The following is a 19355-nucleotide window of genomic DNA, read 5'->3' as shown; positions in this document are numbered from 1 at the left end:
TTGCAGTATGCGATTTAAAATTGAGTCTGAATTTAAACCTACTGGTGATCAGCCACAAGCTATAAAAAAACTAGCAAAAGGGATTACCGATAATGAAAAATACCAAACGCTTTTGGGTGTTACTGGTTCTGGTAAAACCTTTACTGTTGCCAATGTTATCGAAGAAGTACAACGACCAACTTTGGTTTTGGCACATAATAAAACTTTAGCTGCACAACTCTACTCAGAATTCAAACAGTTTTTTCCTGAGAATGCTGTTGAGTATTTTGTATCGTACTATGATTACTACCAACCCGAAGCATACATTCCCGTTTCTGGCGTTTATATAGAGAAAGATTTATCTATCAATGAGGAAATAGAGAAGATGCGTTTAAGTACCACATCTTCCCTACTCTCTGGTCGTCGTGATGTGATTGTGATTGCTTCAGTATCGTGTTTATATGGTATTGGAAATCCTGTAGAATTTCAGAAGAATGTCATCTCTATAGAACGCGATCAAGTTATTTCTCGTACTAAACTATTACACCAACTGGTTCAAAGTTTATATTCTAGAACGGAATCTGAATTCAAAAACGGAAACTTTAGAATAAAAGGTGATACCGTAGATGTATTTCCTGGTTATGCTGATCATGCATTTAGAATTCACTTCTTTGGTGATGAAATTGAAGAAATTGAAGCGTTTGACGCCAGAAGCAACGAAGTTATAGAACGCTACGATCGTCTAAATATCTATCCTGCAAATATGTTTGTAACCTCACCTGATGTACTAAATGCGGCAATAAAAGATATTCAAGATGATTTGGTAAAACAATACGATTACTTTAAAGAAATCGGTAAACATCTTGAAGCCAAACGTCTTAAAGAGCGTACAGAATTTGATCTAGAAATGATTCGAGAATTAGGGTATTGTTCAGGTATTGAGAATTATTCGCGATATTTAGACGGACGTTTACCAGGAACACGCCCGTTCTGTTTACTCGATTATTTTCCAGATGATTTTTTAATGGTGGTTGATGAAAGTCACGTGACCATTTCACAAGTTCATGCCATGTACGGAGGTGACCGAAGCAGAAAAGTCAACTTAGTTGATTATGGTTTCCGATTGCCAGCAGCCATGGACAACAGACCTTTAAAGTTTGAAGAATTTGAAGCACTTCAAAACCAAGTAATCTATGTATCGGCCACTCCAGCCGATTACGAAATGCAAAAAACAGATGGTGTTTATGTAGAGCAAGTCATTCGTCCAACAGGCTTATTAGACCCTATTATTGAAGTGCGCCCAAGCCTAAATCAGATTGATGATTTAATTGAAGAAATTCAAAATCGTGTTGAAAAAGACGAACGGACTTTAGTAACCACGTTGACCAAACGAATGGCGGAAGAATTGACGAAATACCTCACTCGAATTTCGGTACGAACCCGATACATCCATAGTGATGTAGATACTCTGGAGCGTGTTGAAATTATGCAAGATTTACGAAAAGGGGTATTTGATGTTTTGGTTGGTGTTAACTTACTGCGTGAAGGTCTAGATTTACCCGAAGTATCACTTGTAGCCATATTAGATGCTGACAAAGAAGGTTTTTTAAGATCTGCGCGTTCACTAACACAAACTGTTGGTAGAGCCGCAAGAAACCTAAATGGAAAAGCTATAATGTATGCTGATAAAGTTACAAAAAGCATGCAAAAAACTATTGATGAGACTAATTATCGTCGTGAAAAACAAATTGCATACAATACAAAACACAATCTTGTACCTAAAGCTTTAAATAAGAGTTTAGATAGTGCATTAACTAAAAACTCCGTAAGTACTTATCGGACCGAATTAGATGCGCAAATAGCTGCAGAACCAGAAAGCGAATATTTAACAAAAGAAGAACTCGAAAAGAAAATTAGAGAACGACGCAAATTAATGGAACAAGCCGCAAAGGCTTTAGACTTTTTAGAAGCCGCTCGTTTTAGAGATGAAATTACAGCCTATCAGAGTAAGTTAGAGAAGTTAAAGGTGTAAATCAGTGGTCAGTGATTAGTAAAAAGTGTGAAGAGTGAAGAGTGAAACTAAAAAAATTGACGGAAGATTGGAAGATTTTACATAAAGTTCCGAAGGAGAAAACATTCCGAAACTCAATAACTAAATTTCAAGATTAAAAACTGAGACTAAAACTGAAATTATTACACAGAGAAGGCACAAAGATTCACAGAGAGATTGTTCTAAAAATTAAGCATATATTTAAATAGGATAGCTTTTTAAAATTACCATTGAGACTGCAAACTGAATACTAGATACTAAAAACTAGTTATACTGCACTTTAAAAATATCAATCAAGAAATCTGGTGGTACAATTTTATTAGGAAAACTATCCATTAAATCTAGAACGCGGTTAATTGATTCATGACTTAATCCCATTCGTAATCCAAAATTGTGAATTTTAACCAATTGTTTTGGTGCGACTTTGTGATCTAAATTCATTAGAAGTACTAATCTATGAAATTGAACAATCCTTTCGCTATGAGATTTTAAGTTAACATATGTCACAGGATGATTAAAAAGGTATTCAAAATCTTCTTTAGATATATCTAATTGTTTGGCAATACTGAATAAAAAATTATATTCAATAGTCCTTATATTTTCATCTGTTTGAGCGAATGCTATCATTTCAGAAAGTAAGCTCAGTTTTTCAGCACGATTTATCATTATTAAGAGGGGATTATTTAATACTGTAAAGTTACAGAGGTTGTTTATTTTATTGTCGTTGATATAATGTATCTTGTCGAAAAATTAAATGTACTTAGTCGATTTTTTTAAACTTTTGTCAACTCACAAGACAAGCAACAGGATGAAATTACCGTATTTATACCTGCTTATTTTAGCATTTACAACCACTCAACTAACAGCCCAAAGCACTGCCTCTAAACAAGTTAAACGATTTTCAATTGCTGCTCCTCAATTAAATACGTCGAAAACAATTTGGGTGTATTTGCCTTCAGAATATGAAAAATCAGAAAAATCGTATCCTGTGATTTATATGCATGATGCACAAAATTTATTTGATGCTACAACATCTTATGTAGGAGAATGGGAAGTTGATGAATATATGGATACATTAATAGACAACCAAAGTATAATTATTGGCATAGAACATGGCAATGAAGAACGCATAAATGAACTCACACCGTATAAACATGAAAAGTATGGTGGCGGAAAAGGTGACTCCTATTTAAAATTTATAAAAAACACCTTAAAACCTCATATTGATGTTAGCTATAGAACAAAATCAGAAACAGAAAACACTACAATATTTGGGTCGTCTTTAGGTGGCTTAATATCATTCTATGCTGCAATAAAATATCCTGAAACATTTGGAACCGCTGTAGCATTCTCACCTTCATTTTGGATTAATCCTGAAATTTTCGAAATGGTAGCATCAACTGATATCCCAAAAACTTCAAAATTTTATTTTTTAGCTGGTACTGATGAAGGAGAAACTATGATTCCGAAATTAGAAGAAATGCTTAAATTATTAAAATTTAAAGGAGTTAAGGAAACACATATTGAAAATCATATTGTTGAAGGAGGCCAACATAATGAAAAATTATGGGCTACAAATTTTAATAAAGCCTATGATTGGTTAAATAAAAAACCTTAATTTCCTACTATTAAAAATAACAGACTTTATATCACAAACAACATAATTAAAACTCTAAAATGACAAACAACGACATCTTTAAAAAGCTAAGAGTAGCACATAAACTAAGAGATGATGATATTGTAAAAATCTTATCATTAGTTGACTTCAGAATTTCTAAAAGTGAACTTAATGCCATGTTCAGAAATGAAGACCATCCTAAATATATGGAATGTGGAGATCAAATTCTACGAAATTTTTTAAATGGATTAATCATCCATTTAAGAGGTCCAATGCCAAAACCTAAAAAAAAGAAGGAGTAAATTAAAATATCCATAAAATTTAGAAGTAAATTTTTTACTTAAAATTTAAGTTAATAACTTGTACTCAACAGAAGAAATTTATCCATGTTTGAAACAACACCCAAAATTGATCCACAACAGTATTTTTCTATTGAAGATATAAAAGCATTAAATAAAAAGTATAAGCCACTTACTTCTTGTCAACGTATAGCACAACTGTATAAAGATTTTGAGACTACAGATGTTATGGTCACAAGTTCTTTTGCTGCTACATCTGCATTTTTGTTAAAATTAGTGTCTGATACAAACCTAAAGCAAGAAATTTATTTTATTGATACGGGTTACCATTTTGATGATACTTTAAAGTACAAATCCATTTTACAAGCTAAGTACAATCTCAATGTAAAATCTGTATCTGCAATTAAAGAAGAACACGAGTTTACCACCAAAGATGAAACTTGGAAAAAGAATCCTGATTTCTGTTGTTCTATAAATAAGGTACAGCCTTTAGACCGTATTAAACAACATTATAAAATTTGGATGTCTGGCTTAATGGAATGGCAAAGTGATCACAGAGCATCTTTAGATATTTTTGAAATACGTGGTAATATTTTAAAATTCTACCCTTTATTGGATGTTTCAAAAAAAGAAAGAGATGCTTATATTGAAGAACATCAACTCCCTTTTCACCCATTAGTTGCAAAGGGTTATCATTCTATTGGTTGTAAGCATTGTACTGTTCCAGGAAAAGATAGGAGTGGACGATGGAATAACAATCCCAAAACAGAATGTGGGTTACATTTATAACTAACAAAAAAGGTTCTCAAATTTGAGAACCTTTTTAATTTATAATTAACTGTTTAGTATAAAATAATACTATCCTAAAACTTGTTGCACCTTATCAGCTGCTTCTTGGAACTCAGTAGCACTCATTACATCTAATCCAGAATTGTCAATTAATTCTTTTGCGATATCTGCATTTGTTCCTTGTAAACGTACAATGATAGGAACATTAATATTACCCATGTTTTTATAAGCATCAATAACACCTTGAGCAACACGGTCACAACGTACAATTCCACCAAAAATGTTGATTAAGATAGCTTTTACAGCAGGATCTTTTAATATAATTTTAAAAGCTGCTTCTACTCTAGCTGCATCTGCAGTACCACCAACATCTAAAAAGTTAGCTGGCTCACCACCTGCTTGCTTAATTAAATCCATAGTTGCCATTGCTAAACCAGCACCATTAACCATACAACCAACGTTTCCGTCTAAGTCTACATAGTTTAAACCTAAAGCACCTGCTTCAACTTCAATTGGATTCTCTTCGCGTAAGTCACGTAATTCAGCTAAATCTCTATGTCTGTATAATGCGTTATCATCTAAAGTAACTTTAGCATCAACAGCCATTATTTTACTATCACTAGTTTTTAATACTGGGTTGATTTCAAATAAAGACGCATCCGATTTATCGTAAGCAGTATATAAAGCTGTTACAAATTTTGTCATTTCTTTAAAAGCAGTACCTGATAACCCTAAGTTAAAGGCTATACGACGTGCTTGAAAAGGCAATATACCAGTTGAAGGATCAATCTCTTCGTTATGTATTAATTCTGGTGTTTCTTCGGCAACAGTTTCAATGTCCATTCCACCTTCTGTAGAATATACAATCATATTTCTTCCTGTTGCACGATTTAATAAAACAGACATATAATATTCGTCTGGCTCATTTTCACCTGGATAATAAACATCTTCAGCAACTAAAACTTGATGAACACGTTTTCCTTCTGCAGAAGTTTGAGGTGTTACCAAATCCATTCCTATGATTTGTCCTGCAATTTCTTCAACTTCTTTAAGGTTTTTGGCCAATTTAACGCCTCCGCCTTTTCCACGTCCACCTGCATGAACTTGTGCTTTTATAACATGCCAACCTGTTTCAGTTTCAGCTGTTAATTGCTTTGCTGCATCAACAGCTTCTTTAGCACTTTGAGCTACAATTCCTCTTTGGATTCGTACTCCAAAACTGCTTAATAATTCTTTTCCTTGATATTCGTGTAAATTCATTTTTAATCAGAAATTTATTGGTCCAACAAAAATAAGCATACTAATAGTTTCTACCAATTGTTTTTAAAATTGATTTATATAGGTTTCTCATTTTCTAAATTATAGGATTAATCTATTAAACGCTTTATAGCAGAAAAGGCCTTGTCTACCAAATAATCCTCTACTACAATAGTAAACTCATTTGTTGTAGAAACCACTTCATATAATGTGATATTTTCCCATGCCAAGCGCTTAAATATTTGATAATATAAGCCAACTATTTTAGAACTCCCCTTAGGTAAATATATACTAATAGCAGATAATTTTTCTTTTAAACCTATTTGTGTTTCATTTTTAAATGCTTTGAGCATATCTTCTTTTTCAGAAGTTGAAATGATAATATTACTTTCAAACATACCACGCGTAAAGGCATAAAATATTTGATGATTTTCACTTATCTTCTCTAAAATTTGAGAGTGACTATGGATTAATGTTTTTGAATTTTGAAATGTAAAATCACTTAAGTTAGACCGTACCGTAATATCTCCTAATTGACTAAAGGTTTTCTTTAAACTTTTTGAATTTTCAAGATTTAAGGGTTGCTGATAACGACGTAATGCCATCATAATCGCTCCATCTTTTACAGGTTTTCGTAACATTTTAGAAATAGGTGCGTTCAAATCTTTTGCTAAAGCTGAAAAATTAATAATCTCTCGAGATAAGCCTTCTTCTAAAAAAGGACTAGCAACTATAATATCTTGTACACAGGACGCAATAGTTTTCACAGGTTTAAATTTTGATAATAGTGAAACAAATAATTATAAGACGAAGAACGCGTAAAACCACTGTGTTCTCATATTTTAAAAAGCTTCAATTAGGACTTAAAAAATAGTTTCCTTTTAAATATCTGTTTCATTTTGTTAACTATTTAACATTTTGTGTAAAAATAGCTATATTTTTTCATTTTTTATGTTTATAGGATGGATTACATCTATTTTCGCCAGATAATTTTAAGAAAGATAAAGAATGAAAGATAGTACCTTATTACAGATTGCTAAAGACTTTGGGAGTCCGGTTTATGTTTATGACGCTGAAAAAATAGAATCTCAATATAAACGATTAACAAAAGCATTTAGTAAGGTAAAACAGCTAAAGTTGAATTACGCTGTTAAAGCCCTTTCTAACATTTCTGTTTTAAAATTGTTTAATAAGCTAGGATCAGGTATTGATACGGTTTCTATTCAGGAATTACGATTAGGATTAAAAGCTGGTTTTAAACCTGAAGATATCATTTTTACACCTAATGGAGTATCTCTTGAAGAAATTGAAGAAGCCGCAAAATTAGGCGTTCAGATAAATATTGACAACCTCTCTATTTTAGAACAATTTGGAACCAAACATCCAAAAATTCCTGTTTGTATTCGAATAAATCCTCATGTTATGGCTGGAGGAAATACTAATATTTCGGTTGGTCATATAGATAGCAAATTTGGAATTTCTATACATCAGATTCCATTATTATTACGTATTGTAGAAAATACAAAGATGAATATTAACGGTATTCACATGCATACAGGAAGTGATATTCTAGATATTGACGTATTTTTATATGCCAGCGAGATTTTATTTGAAACGGCTAAGAACTTTAAAACGCTTGAGTTTATAGATTTTGGTTCAGGATTTAAAGTGCCTTATAAAAAAGGGGACATAGAAACCAATATTGAAGAATTAGGAGACAAACTATCAAAACGCTTCAATGAATTCTGTAAAGCATACGGTAAAGATTTAACCTTAGCTTTTGAACCTGGTAAATTTTTAGTGAGCGAAGCTGGTGTCTTTTTAGCAAAAGTTAATGTTGTAAAACAAACCACCTCTACAGTTTTTGCTCAAATAGATTCTGGATTTAATCATTTAATAAGACCAATGTTATATGGTTCTCAACACGATATTTTAAACATTTCTAATCCTAAAGGGCGTGAACGTTTTTATTCGGTTGTTGGTTACATATGCGAAACGGACACTTTTGCTAATAACAGGCGGATTTCAGAAATAAACGAAGGAGATATTCTTTGCTTTAAAAATGCAGGAGCTTATTGTTACTCTATGGCCAGCAATTACAATTCGCGTTACAGACCTGCCGAAGTATTGCTATATAAAGGTAAGGCGCAACTCATTAGAAAACGTGAAGTCTTTGAAGACATCTTACATAATCAAATTGAAATTGCCATATAATTTAGTTATCTGAGTTAACATTTTGCGGGATTAAAGTAAGCCTATAAATAGTTTGCAATTACCTTTGAGAAGACTAAAACACTCTTCCAATGACACAAATTGCGCCTAAAATAATTCGTCAAATTTTCATTTTACTATTAATTATACTTTTTGGAAGTCTAATTTTTGGTGAAATGTTACCATACTTGAGCGGTGTTTTAGGCGCAATTACATTTTACATATTGCTTCGAAAACTAATGAAACGATTAGTTAATGAATATAATTGGAATCCTACGCTAGCTGCTTTAACCTTGATGCTTAGTTCCTTCATTATTATAATGGTACCTCTAACGGGTTTTGGTATTATGCTAGGAAACAAAATTTCGGATGTAGCTAGTAATAGTGAAAAAGTTATTGATGCATTTAAAGATCAAGTCGGCCAATTAAAATTTAAAACGGGCTTTGACATTAATTCTCAAATTGATACAGAAGCAATCACCACATGGCTTTCTGAAAGCGCACAAAGCATGGCTGGCAGTACGTTTAACTTACTTGTCGCTTTAGGACTAATGTACTTTATGCTTTATTTTATGCTTACCAATCGTAAGCAATTAAGGCAATCGCTTAAAAACTACATCCCAATGAATAATAAAAATATTTCTGAAATTGGTAGCGAAATCCAAGCCATGGTCAAATCAAATGCCATTGGAATTCCATTAGTGGCCATAGCCCAAGGAATTATAGCGTTGATTGGTTTTTTAATTTTTGGAGTTGAAGATCCGTTATTTTGGTTTGTCATAGTTACCATTGGATCCATGATCCCTTTTATAGGTACTTTTGTGGGCATTATTCCTGTCTTTATATTAACCTTATCTAGTGGCCAATCTGCTCAAGCATGGGGCATCTTAATTTATGGTATTGTTGTTGTCGGTTCTACTGATAATATTATTCGGTTATATGTATTACAAAAGCTCGATGATGTACATCCTTTAGTTACCCTTATAGGTGTTATTGTAGGAGTGCCATTATTTGGATTTATCGGTTTGATTTTTGGCCCCTTACTTATAAGTATTTTTATGGCTTTGGTTAAAATTTATACAGAAGAATATGGTAAAACTGAAGAAAACCAGTCAAAACCCACCTAATTTTTCAGTGCCAATACTTTAAATACAAGTAACTAAAACAACCTCAATAATTTTAATATTTATAAACTCATAGTATTCAAGAGGTTCTCAACTTCACTAAAAAAATAGAATTCCCTTTAAAATCTCATACTTCTAAAGGTTATAACTGCATTTGCGTTATAACGAAATTCAATAAATGATTTAGTCATTTCTTTTAAAAGAGACTTTAACTTATGCTCTTAACACTCTTATTTGTAACTTTAGAACGTCAACCTTTTAATTTAATCCATTACCTCATATGAAGTTAAAGTTTCAAACGAATTTCCAAACCTCATTTTTCGCTCTTTTATTCCTACTATCAAGCCTAACTACATTTGCTCAAGGGACAAGGTTACTACGACAACCAGATATCAGTCAAACCCATATCACATATACTTATGGTGGTGATATTTGGATTTCGGCATTAAATTCAAACGAAGCTAAACGCATCACCTCGACTGCTGCTGTGGAATCTAACCCATACTTTTCACCAGATGGTAATTGGATTGCATTTAGTTCTAACAGAGCTGGCACAAACAATGTTTACGTCGTTTCTAAAAATGGAGGAGAACCAAAACGCTTAACTTGGCATCCTAGTGGTTCTATAGTTAGAGGTTGGACCAACGACGGAAAGCACGTCTTATTTGCAAGTAACAGAGCAACAGCTCCACGTCCATATAATCGCCTTTATACAATTTCAGTTGAAGGTGGCGCTCCAAAATTACTTACCAAACAATGGAGTAATGATGGGTCGTATTCACCAGATGGAACGCAATTAATTTTAGATAAAATGGATCGTTGGGATGAAGAATGGCGCGCCTATAGAGGCGGCCAAAATACGCCACTTATTATTTTAGATTTAAAAACGCAGAACGAAGTTTTACTACCTAATAAAAAAACAACAGACATTCAGCCTTTGTGGTTAGGCGATCACATTTATTTTTTATCAGATCGCGATTTAGTCGCTAATATTTGGTCTTACAATCCGAAGACAAAATCAATTGAGCAAATCACAACCTTTAAAGGTTCTGATATTAAATGGTTAAGTGGTTATGGAGATACTTTGGTTTATGAACGTGATGGTTATTTACATATCATGAACATTTCAACAGGTAAGCACACCCAATTATCAATTACTGTGGTTGGTGATTTTCCTTGGGCTGAAACCAAATGGGAGGATGTTTCTAATAGTACACGTTCTGCATCTTTATCTCCAAATGGTAAACGAGCGATTATGCAATCTCGTGGCGATATCTTTACAATTCCTGTAGAATTCGGTGATTCAAGAAATATTACTAAAAGCTCTGGCATAGCAGATAGACGTCCTATTTGGTCACCAAAAGGAGATAAGATAGCTTGGTTTTCTGATGCCGATAGAAAAAATTATACGTTAATGATTTCAGATCAGAATGGTTTATCAAAACCTGAAGTCATTTCTATTGGAGAATCTAAATTGGGTTGGAACCCAACATGGTCTCCGGATGGAAAGCACATTGCCTTTGTTGATGATGATGTGCGCTTGCGTTTTGTGAATTTAGAGACAAAAAAAATAAAAACCTTTGACATAGGCGGCACCAACCTAGAGCGTGGCAGTATTGAATTAAAATGGTCCCCAGATAGTAAATGGATTGCTTATGAAAAATCGGCTTCAAATAACTTTAGACAGATTTATATCTACTCTATTGAAAACGACACATCAACACCAATTACAGATCCTTTCGCCGATTCTTTTTCACCGGCTTGGGATTTAAACAAAAAACAACTCTACTTTTTAGCGAGTACCGATGTAGCTCTTGGTTCTGGTTGGGCTAACACAAGCTCTATGACAGCAAACCCAGCCTACTCCGCTTATGTCATTAATTTAGATGCTAACGACGATTCCCCTTTTAAACCCAAAAGTGATGAAGAAGACATAAAAAAAGAGGACGACAGCAAAAGTGAAGACAAAGCAAAAAAAGAAGATAAAGAAAAGAAGGACGACGAAAATAAATCCATGATTATAGATTTTGAAGCTATTGGTCGTCGTACGCTAGCGCTTTCAATACCTTCAAGAAATTATGGTTATATCATTGCTGGCCCAAAAGGATCAATGTTTATTTCCGAATACATTCCAAATGACAGAGGTGCAACACTACATAAATTTAATCTTGAAAAACAAGAAAGCAAAGAATTTGCTTCTGGCGTACGTTCAGTTTCTGTAACCACAAACGGTGAACACATGCTTGCTCAAATTAATGGTGATTGGCAAGTTATAAGCACAAGCGGTAGCGATGCAAAAGGAGGCAAACGTCTTAAGGTTAATCTACAAATGAAATTAGATCGTTCTGCCGAATGGGAACAAATGTTTGAAGAGGCTTGGAGATACGAGCGCGATTATTTTTACGATCCCAACATGCATGGGCGTGATTGGAACGTTGTATATAAACGTTACGCTCCATTGGTTCCGTTTATAAAACATCGTACAGATTTATATTATATTTTAGATCAGGTAAATGGTGAGTTATCCGTTGGGCACAGCTTTGTGTTTGGAGGTGATTATCCAGATGTAGAACGTTCTACAACAGGATTACTCGGAGCCGATTTAGCACTAGATAAAGGCCATTGGAAAATTGACCGTATATACACAACAGAAAGTTGGAATCCAGGTTTAACAGGACCATTAGATGCGCCTGGACTAAACATAAAAGAAGGCCAATATATTGTGGGTATTAACGGAAACGAAATAAAGGCTGACGACAATTTTTACAAATATCTTGATGGTACATCAGGAAAACAAACCCTTTTACATATTAATGACAAACCTGAATTTAAAGGCCATTGGACTGAAATTGTAGAACCTATTTCTAACGAAAACTCTTTGAGACAACGGACTTGGGTGGAAGACAATCGTAGGTTAGTCGACAAACTATCAAATGGACGCCTCGGTTATATCTGGGTTCCAAATACAGGAGGTCCAGGGTTTGTATCTTTCAACAGATATTACTTTGCACAGCAAGATAAAGAAGGGGCTGTTATAGATGAGCGTTTTAATGGTGGTGGTTTACTAGATGATTATATGGTAGATTTAATGACGCGAAGCTTAAGAGCCGGCTTAACCAATGAAGTACCCAATGGCAAACCATTAACATTGCCTGCAGGTATATTAGGTCCAAAAGTATTATTGATAAATGAACTTGCTGGTTCTGGTGGAGATTTTTTCCCTTGGGTGTTTAGACAACAAAATGTTGGAAAACTCATAGGTATGACAACTTGGGGAGGCTTGGTAAAATCGTCAACACATTATACTTTAATTGACGGCGGAGGTTTAACAGCACCTGACAATGCGGTATTTGACCCTATAAACAACAAATGGATTGCGGAGAATGAAGGAGTCGCACCAGATATTGAAGTAAGGCAAGATGCAAAAGCATTATCTAATGGAAACGATCCTCAACTCGAAAGAGCCGTTAAGGAATTAATGACACAGTTACGTAGTAAACCTGAAGTTAAAGCACCCCAATTCCCCCTTCCAGCAACAGGTAATTAATATAAAATAATGACAGGATTAGATATTGTATTGGTATTTGCCGTAATCCTTTTTGCAAGATTAGGAATGCGATTAGTCTCTAAATATATTAAAATGAAAAAAGAAGATGAAGGCGAAAAAAAAAGACTAGATTAAAAGTCTCTTTTTCTACATAAAAACACACAATTGCTTTAGATATAATATTAAATGATTATGATTTAGTCCTTAATTTTACCACTAAAATGATTTACTTTAGGACTCATAGGATTACCTGTTGACCGTCTATAAATAGATAATTGGCCACAATGCCAAATTGCGTCTGCAATTGGACCATTGACCTGATTCCAAAATGGAATTTCTCGATCTCCAAAAATGATATTGTATTGCGAGATATCATCACTCTCTCGCAAAATATCTGCTGCTATTTTTAAGTTTTGTAATGTTTTAGATCGTAATTCTGAATAACTTAAATCTTCTTTTGCTCTAGAATTGGATTGTTTTAAAGTAGAATTAACGATGGTTTTAGACAAACTATAGATATGCTCAATAGTTTCTAATGAGGTTCTACCATCATCATTAGCTTTGTATGCTAAATCTTTTTCTGTTAAACCTTCTGAAGCCCAATAAAACCGAAACCCTAAAGCATCTACCATTCTTGCTGCCATTGTACCTGCTGTATATGTTTCAGGATAATCAGGAATTTCGTAGTATGGAAGTTGGTCTTTGTCTTGCGAAAAACTATTAATAGAAACCATTGACATTAGAATTAAGCACAATTTATTCATATCTTATTACTCCTTAATTTTACGATGATTTGTAATTGGATTAACGCCATATTTATCAAACAGATATACTAACGATACCATTGTTGCGGCTCCCAATTCTAATTCGCGTTTATTAACATGTTCAAACGTATCATTTGCAGCATGATGATGATCAAAATAACGCTGCGAATCTGGTCGTAAACCTGCCAATACATTGGTTTCTGACTTTAATGGCCCAACATCTGCTCCACTTCCTCCTAATTCAAAATAATGAATTAAATAAGGTTTAAATAAAGCTTTCCAACCTAATACTTGATTAAAATTGGTTTCATTTGCTGCAAACGAAAAGCCTCTTGGAGTAAAACCACCAGCATCGCTTTCTAAGGCAAAAATATGATTTTCATTTTTTTCTTTAGCCACTTTGGCATATTCCGTAGCACCACGTAAACCGTTTTCTTCATTCATAAATAAAACGACTCTGATAGTTCGTTTTGGAGTAATGCCACTTTTCTTTAAAAGTCTTAATACATCCATAGACTGCACCACTCCAGCACCATCATCGTGTGCTCCATCTCCTAAATCCCAAGAATCTAAATGACCACCAACAATAATATATTCATTTGGAAATTTGCTTCCAGTAATTTCACCAATGACATTATAAGATAACACATCCTCAAATTGCTGACAACTTTGTTTAAAATAGAATTGAATTCCTTTATTCTTCTTTAATGCTTTACTCAGTAAATCTGCATCATTAGTACTTATTGCTGCAGAGGGAATACGCTGATTAACAGGTAAATCTCCATAACTCATACTTCCTGTATGTGGTAAATCGTCTTTACGCAAAGTCATAGATCTTACAATAACACCTACCGCTCCATATTTACCAGCTTCCATTGCACCAGCATAACGCTGATTTACACAACCACCATAAGCATTAAACGTGCTTATTAAATCGGCTTGCATTGGTCTGTTGTAAAACACAATTTTACCCTCTATATTCTCTTTTCCTAAAGCGGCTAATTCTTCAAAATTCTGAACTTCTACAACCTCTGAAGAAATCCCATCTTTTGGAGTCGCAACAGAACCACCTAAAGCACAAATATTAACTTCGTTAACAAAACCAGCAACTTCAAAAAATGCTTTTTCTTTTTCGCCTCTTTCCCATTTTGGAACCATAACCGGCTGTAACCACACCTTATCTAGACCTAATTTTTCAAGTTCTGCTTTTGTGTATTGTACAGCTAACTCAGCATTTTTAGAACCTGATAATCGTCCGCCAATTTCATTAGACAAATGATCTAACCACTCGTAACTCATACCATCTGTTAATGATGCTGTATATAGTGTTCTTAATACAGTTTCATCTTCTTGTGCATAATTGAATGTTAAAAAACAACATAAAATTATTGTAAATAGTTTAGTCTTCATTTTCTAATTGCTGTTTGTAAGAATCTATATTTGCTTTTTGATGTGCCGGTAATTCTGGTTCTTTAATGTCTTTGTATTCTTTTAAAGTATCGTAAAGAATTTTAGCTACAATATATCTTGCCGTTGGTTTGTCGTCTGCAGGAATATTATACCAAGGTGCATGTGATTTAGAAGTTCGGTTTAAGACATCTTCATAGTAAGTTTGATATGCATCCCAGCATAAACGTTCGTCTAAATCATCTGGTGAGAATTTCCAGTTTTTTTCTGGTTTTTCAAGTCGTCTTAGTAATCTGTTTTTTTGTTCGTCTTTAGAAATGTTTAGGAAAAACTTAAAAATTATCGTTCCATTATCTGCAATGTGTTTTTCAAAATTATTGATTTCATTAAAACGCTTATCCCAAAATGCTTCAGTAACATCCTCAACTGTTTTAACGTTTGGCATGTTCTCATACATTAAGTATTCTGGATGTACTCTTGTTACCAATACATTTTCATAATGTGTTCTATTGAAAATGCCAAATTTCCCTCTTGCTGGCAGTGCAATGACATGCCTCCATAGGTAATCGTGTTTTAATTCTAACTCTGTAGGTTTTTTAAAACTGTGAGCCACAATTCCTCTAACATTAAACTCCTTAAAAACCTCACGAATCAAACTATCTTTACCTGCTGTATCCATACCTTGAATACACATTAAAACGGCATATTTACCATGCGCATACATGGTGTTTTGTATGTCTGCTAAGTTTTCGCTTACCGTTCTAAGTTCACGCTCAATCTTCTTTTTCTTTGTTTCTAAATCGAAGGACGTTTGCAAGTCCTTAATATTTATTGGAGACGAAATTTTAAAATCATCAATGCTAATATCTTTCATATTTATACATTTTATTTTGAAGCAAATGCTTTTACATCACTCTCACTAACTTCAGTTCCTCCTAAAATAATTAAACGCTCTACCACATTTCGGAGTTCACGAATATTACCTGTCCAGTCATAATTCTGAAGCAATTTTATCGCTTTTTCAGAAAATGATTTTTTAGATGTGCCTTGCTCTTTAGAAATTTTATCTGTGAAATAATTGATCAGTAAAGGAATATCTTCTCTTCTTTCATTTAAAGCAGGAACTTCAATTAAAATTACAGCTAATCTGTGATATAAATCTTCTCTAAATTTACCGTCTTCGATTTCCTTTTTAAGATTCTTATTGGTTGCAGCTATTACCCTTACATTTACTTTTATATCCTTGTCACTACCAACACGTTGTATACGACTTTCTTGTAAAGCACGTAATACTTTGGCTTGCGCAGACAAACTCATATCACCAATTTCATCTAAAAAAATGGTACCTCCATTAGCTGCTTCAAACTTACCTGCTCTGTCTTTTGCAGCAGATGTAAATGCTCCTTTAACATGACCAAACAGTTCACTTTCTATTAACTCTGAAGGGATTGCAGCACAATTCACTTCTATCATTGGCCCTTTTGAACGGTCGCTTTTTTGGTGTAACCAGTGCGCAACAAGTTCTTTTCCTGTTCCGTTTGGACCTGTAACTAATACTCTTGCATCTGTTGGTGCAACCTTATCAATCATATCTTTTATACGTGCAATGCCGTCACTCTCACCAATCATCTCGTAGTTTTTGCTTACTTTTTTCTTAAGCATCTTATTCTCAACAACGAGTTCTTTTCGATCTAAAGCAATACGAACGGTATTTAATAACCGGTTTAAATCGGGTGGTTTTGAGATATAATCAAAAGCTCCTAAACGCATTGTATTTACTGCCGTATCTAAATCTCCATGTCCAGAAATCATTACCATTGGTATTTCTGGCTTTATTTTTTTAGCTGCTTCTAATACCTCTACACCATCCATTTTTGGCATTTTAATATCGCACAATACTAAATCGTAATCGTTCTTTTTTATTTTTTCAATTCCAACCAAACCATCTTCTGCTTCTTCAACTTGATACGTGCTATTTTCTTCAGAAAGTATTTTTACTAATACGCGGCGAATTGCAGCTTCATCTTCTATAATTAATATTTTTGGCATAACTCTATTTTATTTTATGTTATAACTAATTTTAATACTTCAATAGATTAAAATCACTAACATATTTTATGTTTTAATAATATGAATATCGCGTTGAGGAAACGGAATAGAAACATTGTTCTCTCTAAAAAGACGATCGATTTCAAACCTAATATCGCTTTTAGGAAACTGCGCTTTAAAACTGTCTGCTATTGTAAATGAAACCTTAAAATCTAAAGAACTGTCTCCAAAATTTGTAAAAATGACTGATGGTGCTGGTTCTGAAAGTACACTCTCATTTGTATTTGCTGCCTGCAACAGCAATTTCTTTACCAACTGAACATCACTGCCATAAGCTACACCAACTTCTACACTTTCGCGAGTTGTATTTCCATTTTGTGTCCAATTGTATAAACTGTTTTCTAAATACAAATGATTAGGAATTACAAGCACCTTATTGTCAATGGTTACAGCTCTCGTTGTTCGTAGTTTAATTTCCTCTACTCTACCTACTTTACCATCAATTTCAATTATATCACCTACATGTACTGATTGATCGATTAAAATAAATATACCAGATATAATATCTTGAAACAAGGTTTGCAAGGCTAAACCAATACCTATTAAAAGTGCTGCAGAAGCTGCAAAAACAGCTGTTATATTTACACCTACACTATGTAAGGTTATTAAGAATATTATAATATATACAAGCCATCTAAAATACCCATATACAACACCAAACTTACCTTTATTTTCTTCTGGTATCTTTCTTATCATTATTTTTAAAACTATTCTTAATACAATTGTTGTAATAAAAATAGCTGTAATGATAACGATAACATCAAGAATTGAAATACTAATATCGTTACCGATATTCATGTGTAATCCTAAGAAATTTTTAGTTGCTTCCCAAAAACTACTATTGGTAATCGTATCTTCAATATGTTCTAAATCTTGAACCATTAATTAATATTTCAACCACTTAAATAATTCTTTATAGGTTGGTTTTTTACCATACATTAAAATACCTACACGATAAATTTTAGCTGCAAACCAAACTGCAAGAATAAATGTTCCTATTAGTAACACTAATGATAAGCCTTGTTGCCAAAGCGGTACACCAAACGGAATACGCATTAACATTACCACAGGAGATGTAAATGGAATAAACGAGAATACGGTTGAAACCGTTCCATGAGGGTCTTCAATAACCGTAAATACACCAACATAAACGGCTAAAATTAATGGCATTAATATTGGCAGCATAAATTGCTGAGTATCTGTTTCATTATCTACCGCTGCACCAATTGCTGCGTATAAAGAACTATACAATAAATAACCTCCGATAAAGAAAAACATAAAGGCAACTACAAGGTTTGCTAATGGCAAGTTACTAATCGCAGTAATTAAATTTTCTGCCATGGCTTGCGCTCCTTCGGCTTCCATAGCTTGATTCATTAATTCTTGTTGTGGTGTAGAAGCTTGTGACAAATCTATTCCAAAAATTGAAGACACTACCATCATTAAAACTCCGCCTAAAATAACCCAAATAGCAAACTGCGTAACACCGGCTAGTGACGTCCCAATAATTTTACCCATCATTAATTGAATAGGCTTAACGGAAGAAATAATTACTTCAATAATTCTACTGGTTTTTTCTTCTATTACGCTTCGCATGATCATATTTCCATAAATAATTATGAACATAAATAGCAAATACCCCGCAATACCTCCAAAAGCCAATTTGACCACATTGTCTATTTTAGAGCTTTTCTCACCTTCAAAACTTTCTTGAGCAATATCTACATTGGTTTTAGAAGCTTCTATTTGAGTAAGTGTCACTCCATCTTTTTGCAATTTTATTTCTTGTAAACGCTTTTCAATTTTTCGTTCTAAACCAGACATAATACTCAATGAAGGCGACTCTTCTGAATAGAATTTTACATTATTAGAAACGGCATCCAAAGCATCTACTTTAGCAATATGCAAAAGTCCGTAATCTTCTTTTTCTTTAACTAAAGCTATAGCATCATCTAAATCTAATCCGTTTAATTTGGTGTAAGTTGTATTTTCAGTATTTTGAAAAATATCAGACAAATAACCTGTTTCATCCAATATCGAAATTGTACGTTGCTTATCGTTATTTAATTGTGATAAATAAGCAACAACTGCAATCAGCGCTATCATTATTAAAGGACTTAAAAAGGTCATTATAATGAATGACTTATTCTTAACCTTTGTTAAATATTCACGCTTTATAATGAGTGGTAAATGATTCATTT

At 33.5% G+C, this 19355-nt stretch carries 17 protein-coding genes; 8 read left to right on the top strand and 9 right to left on the bottom strand.

Annotation, left to right across the window (positions count from 1 at the left end):
- The first annotated feature begins 7 nt into the window (after positions 1-7).
- A complete protein-coding gene (uvrB, locus tag ABD730_RS06240; RefSeq protein ID WP_344713340.1) occupies positions 8-2011 on the top strand; it encodes an excinuclease ABC subunit UvrB in 2004 nt (667 codons plus the stop codon).
- A 282-nt stretch (positions 2012-2293) separates the two neighbouring features.
- Here uvrB and ABD730_RS06235 read toward each other — a convergent pair whose 3' ends face one another.
- Positions 2294-2695 carry a TerB family tellurite resistance protein gene (locus ABD730_RS06235; protein ID WP_215925449.1) on the bottom strand — a complete coding sequence of 134 codons (402 nt, stop codon included), beginning with the start codon at positions 2693-2695 and terminating at the stop codon, positions 2294-2296.
- 142 nt (positions 2696-2837) lie between these two features.
- Here ABD730_RS06235 and ABD730_RS06230 point away from each other — a divergent pair, with 142 nt between their 5' ends.
- The 3 genes from ABD730_RS06230 (at position 2838) to ABD730_RS06220 (ending at position 4735) form a co-directional block, all read left to right on the top strand.
- The gene (locus tag ABD730_RS06230; protein ID WP_334467041.1) at positions 2838-3647 is read left to right on the top strand and encodes an alpha/beta hydrolase; all 810 of its coding nucleotides are present in this window, start codon (positions 2838-2840) and stop codon (positions 3645-3647) included.
- 59 nt (positions 3648-3706) lie between these two features.
- Positions 3707-3949: a DUF1456 family protein gene (locus ABD730_RS06225; protein WP_215925451.1), complete on the top strand. Its 243-nt coding sequence runs from the start codon at positions 3707-3709 to the stop codon at positions 3947-3949.
- An 84-nt stretch (positions 3950-4033) separates the two neighbouring features.
- On the top strand, positions 4034-4735 hold the full coding sequence (locus ABD730_RS06220; protein ID WP_334467038.1) for a phosphoadenylyl-sulfate reductase: 702 nt from the start codon (positions 4034-4036) through the stop codon (positions 4733-4735).
- A 69-nt stretch (positions 4736-4804) separates the two neighbouring features.
- On the opposite strand, the gene sucC is transcribed toward ABD730_RS06220, so the two are convergent.
- Complete coding sequence (gene sucC, locus ABD730_RS06215) at positions 4805-5995, bottom strand: ADP-forming succinate--CoA ligase subunit beta (protein WP_344713336.1); 1191 nt, start codon at positions 5993-5995, stop codon at positions 4805-4807.
- Between the two features lie 107 nt (positions 5996-6102).
- Positions 6103-6759 (bottom strand): hypothetical protein, encoded by a 657-nt coding sequence (locus ABD730_RS06210; protein WP_334467034.1) that lies wholly within the window; start codon positions 6757-6759, stop codon positions 6103-6105.
- Between the two features lie 241 nt (positions 6760-7000).
- Between ABD730_RS06210 and lysA the strand changes: the two genes are divergently transcribed.
- From lysA to ABD730_RS06190, 4 genes are all read left to right on the top strand, one after another.
- Positions 7001-8206, top strand: coding sequence for a diaminopimelate decarboxylase (gene lysA, locus ABD730_RS06205; protein WP_334467033.1), 1206 nt, complete (start codon positions 7001-7003; stop codon positions 8204-8206).
- 89 nt (positions 8207-8295) lie between these two features.
- Positions 8296-9330 carry an AI-2E family transporter gene (locus ABD730_RS06200; RefSeq protein ID WP_334467032.1) on the top strand — a complete coding sequence of 345 codons (1035 nt, stop codon included), beginning with the start codon at positions 8296-8298 and terminating at the stop codon, positions 9328-9330.
- Positions 9331-9607: 277 nt separating this feature from the next.
- The gene (locus ABD730_RS06195; RefSeq protein WP_344713333.1) at positions 9608-12874 is read left to right on the top strand and encodes a S41 family peptidase; all 3267 of its coding nucleotides are present in this window, start codon (positions 9608-9610) and stop codon (positions 12872-12874) included.
- Between the two features lie 9 nt (positions 12875-12883).
- Positions 12884-13009, top strand: coding sequence for a hypothetical protein (locus tag ABD730_RS06190; RefSeq protein ID WP_334467030.1), 126 nt, complete (start codon positions 12884-12886; stop codon positions 13007-13009).
- A 62-nt stretch (positions 13010-13071) separates the two neighbouring features.
- On the opposite strand, the gene ABD730_RS06185 is transcribed toward ABD730_RS06190, so the two are convergent.
- The 6 genes from ABD730_RS06185 to ABD730_RS06160 all read right to left on the bottom strand — a co-directional run bounded on the left by ABD730_RS06185 (position 13072) and on the right by ABD730_RS06160 (position 19353).
- Positions 13072-13608 (bottom strand): hypothetical protein, encoded by a 537-nt coding sequence (locus tag ABD730_RS06185; RefSeq protein WP_344713330.1) that lies wholly within the window; start codon positions 13606-13608, stop codon positions 13072-13074.
- Positions 13609-13644: 36 nt separating this feature from the next.
- The gene (locus ABD730_RS06180) at positions 13645-15048 is read right to left on the bottom strand and encodes a M20/M25/M40 family metallo-hydrolase (protein ID WP_344713327.1); all 1404 of its coding nucleotides are present in this window, start codon (positions 15046-15048) and stop codon (positions 13645-13647) included.
- On the bottom strand, positions 15038-15919 hold the full coding sequence (locus tag ABD730_RS06175; RefSeq protein ID WP_215925460.1) for a PPK2 family polyphosphate kinase: 882 nt from the start codon (positions 15917-15919) through the stop codon (positions 15038-15040). Before ABD730_RS06175 ends, ABD730_RS06180 begins: the two co-directional genes overlap by 11 nt.
- Before the next feature lie 11 nt (positions 15920-15930).
- A complete protein-coding gene (locus tag ABD730_RS06170) occupies positions 15931-17094 on the bottom strand; it encodes a sigma-54-dependent transcriptional regulator (RefSeq protein WP_215925461.1) in 1164 nt (387 codons plus the stop codon).
- Between the two features lie 66 nt (positions 17095-17160).
- Positions 17161-18036 carry a mechanosensitive ion channel family protein gene (locus tag ABD730_RS06165; RefSeq protein ID WP_344713324.1) on the bottom strand — a complete coding sequence of 292 codons (876 nt, stop codon included), beginning with the start codon at positions 18034-18036 and terminating at the stop codon, positions 17161-17163.
- Between the two features lie 3 nt (positions 18037-18039).
- The gene (locus tag ABD730_RS06160; RefSeq protein WP_215925463.1) at positions 18040-19353 is read right to left on the bottom strand and encodes an ABC transporter permease; all 1314 of its coding nucleotides are present in this window, start codon (positions 19351-19353) and stop codon (positions 18040-18042) included.
- Positions 19354-19355 lie beyond the last annotated feature (2 nt).

This window comes from Winogradskyella damuponensis (assembly GCF_039538385.1).
GTDB classification, from domain to species: Bacteria; Bacteroidota; Bacteroidia; order Flavobacteriales; family Flavobacteriaceae; genus Winogradskyella; species Winogradskyella damuponensis.
The sequence above is the reverse complement of the archived record's forward strand: the minus strand, read 5'-3'. Positions and strand labels throughout refer to the sequence as shown.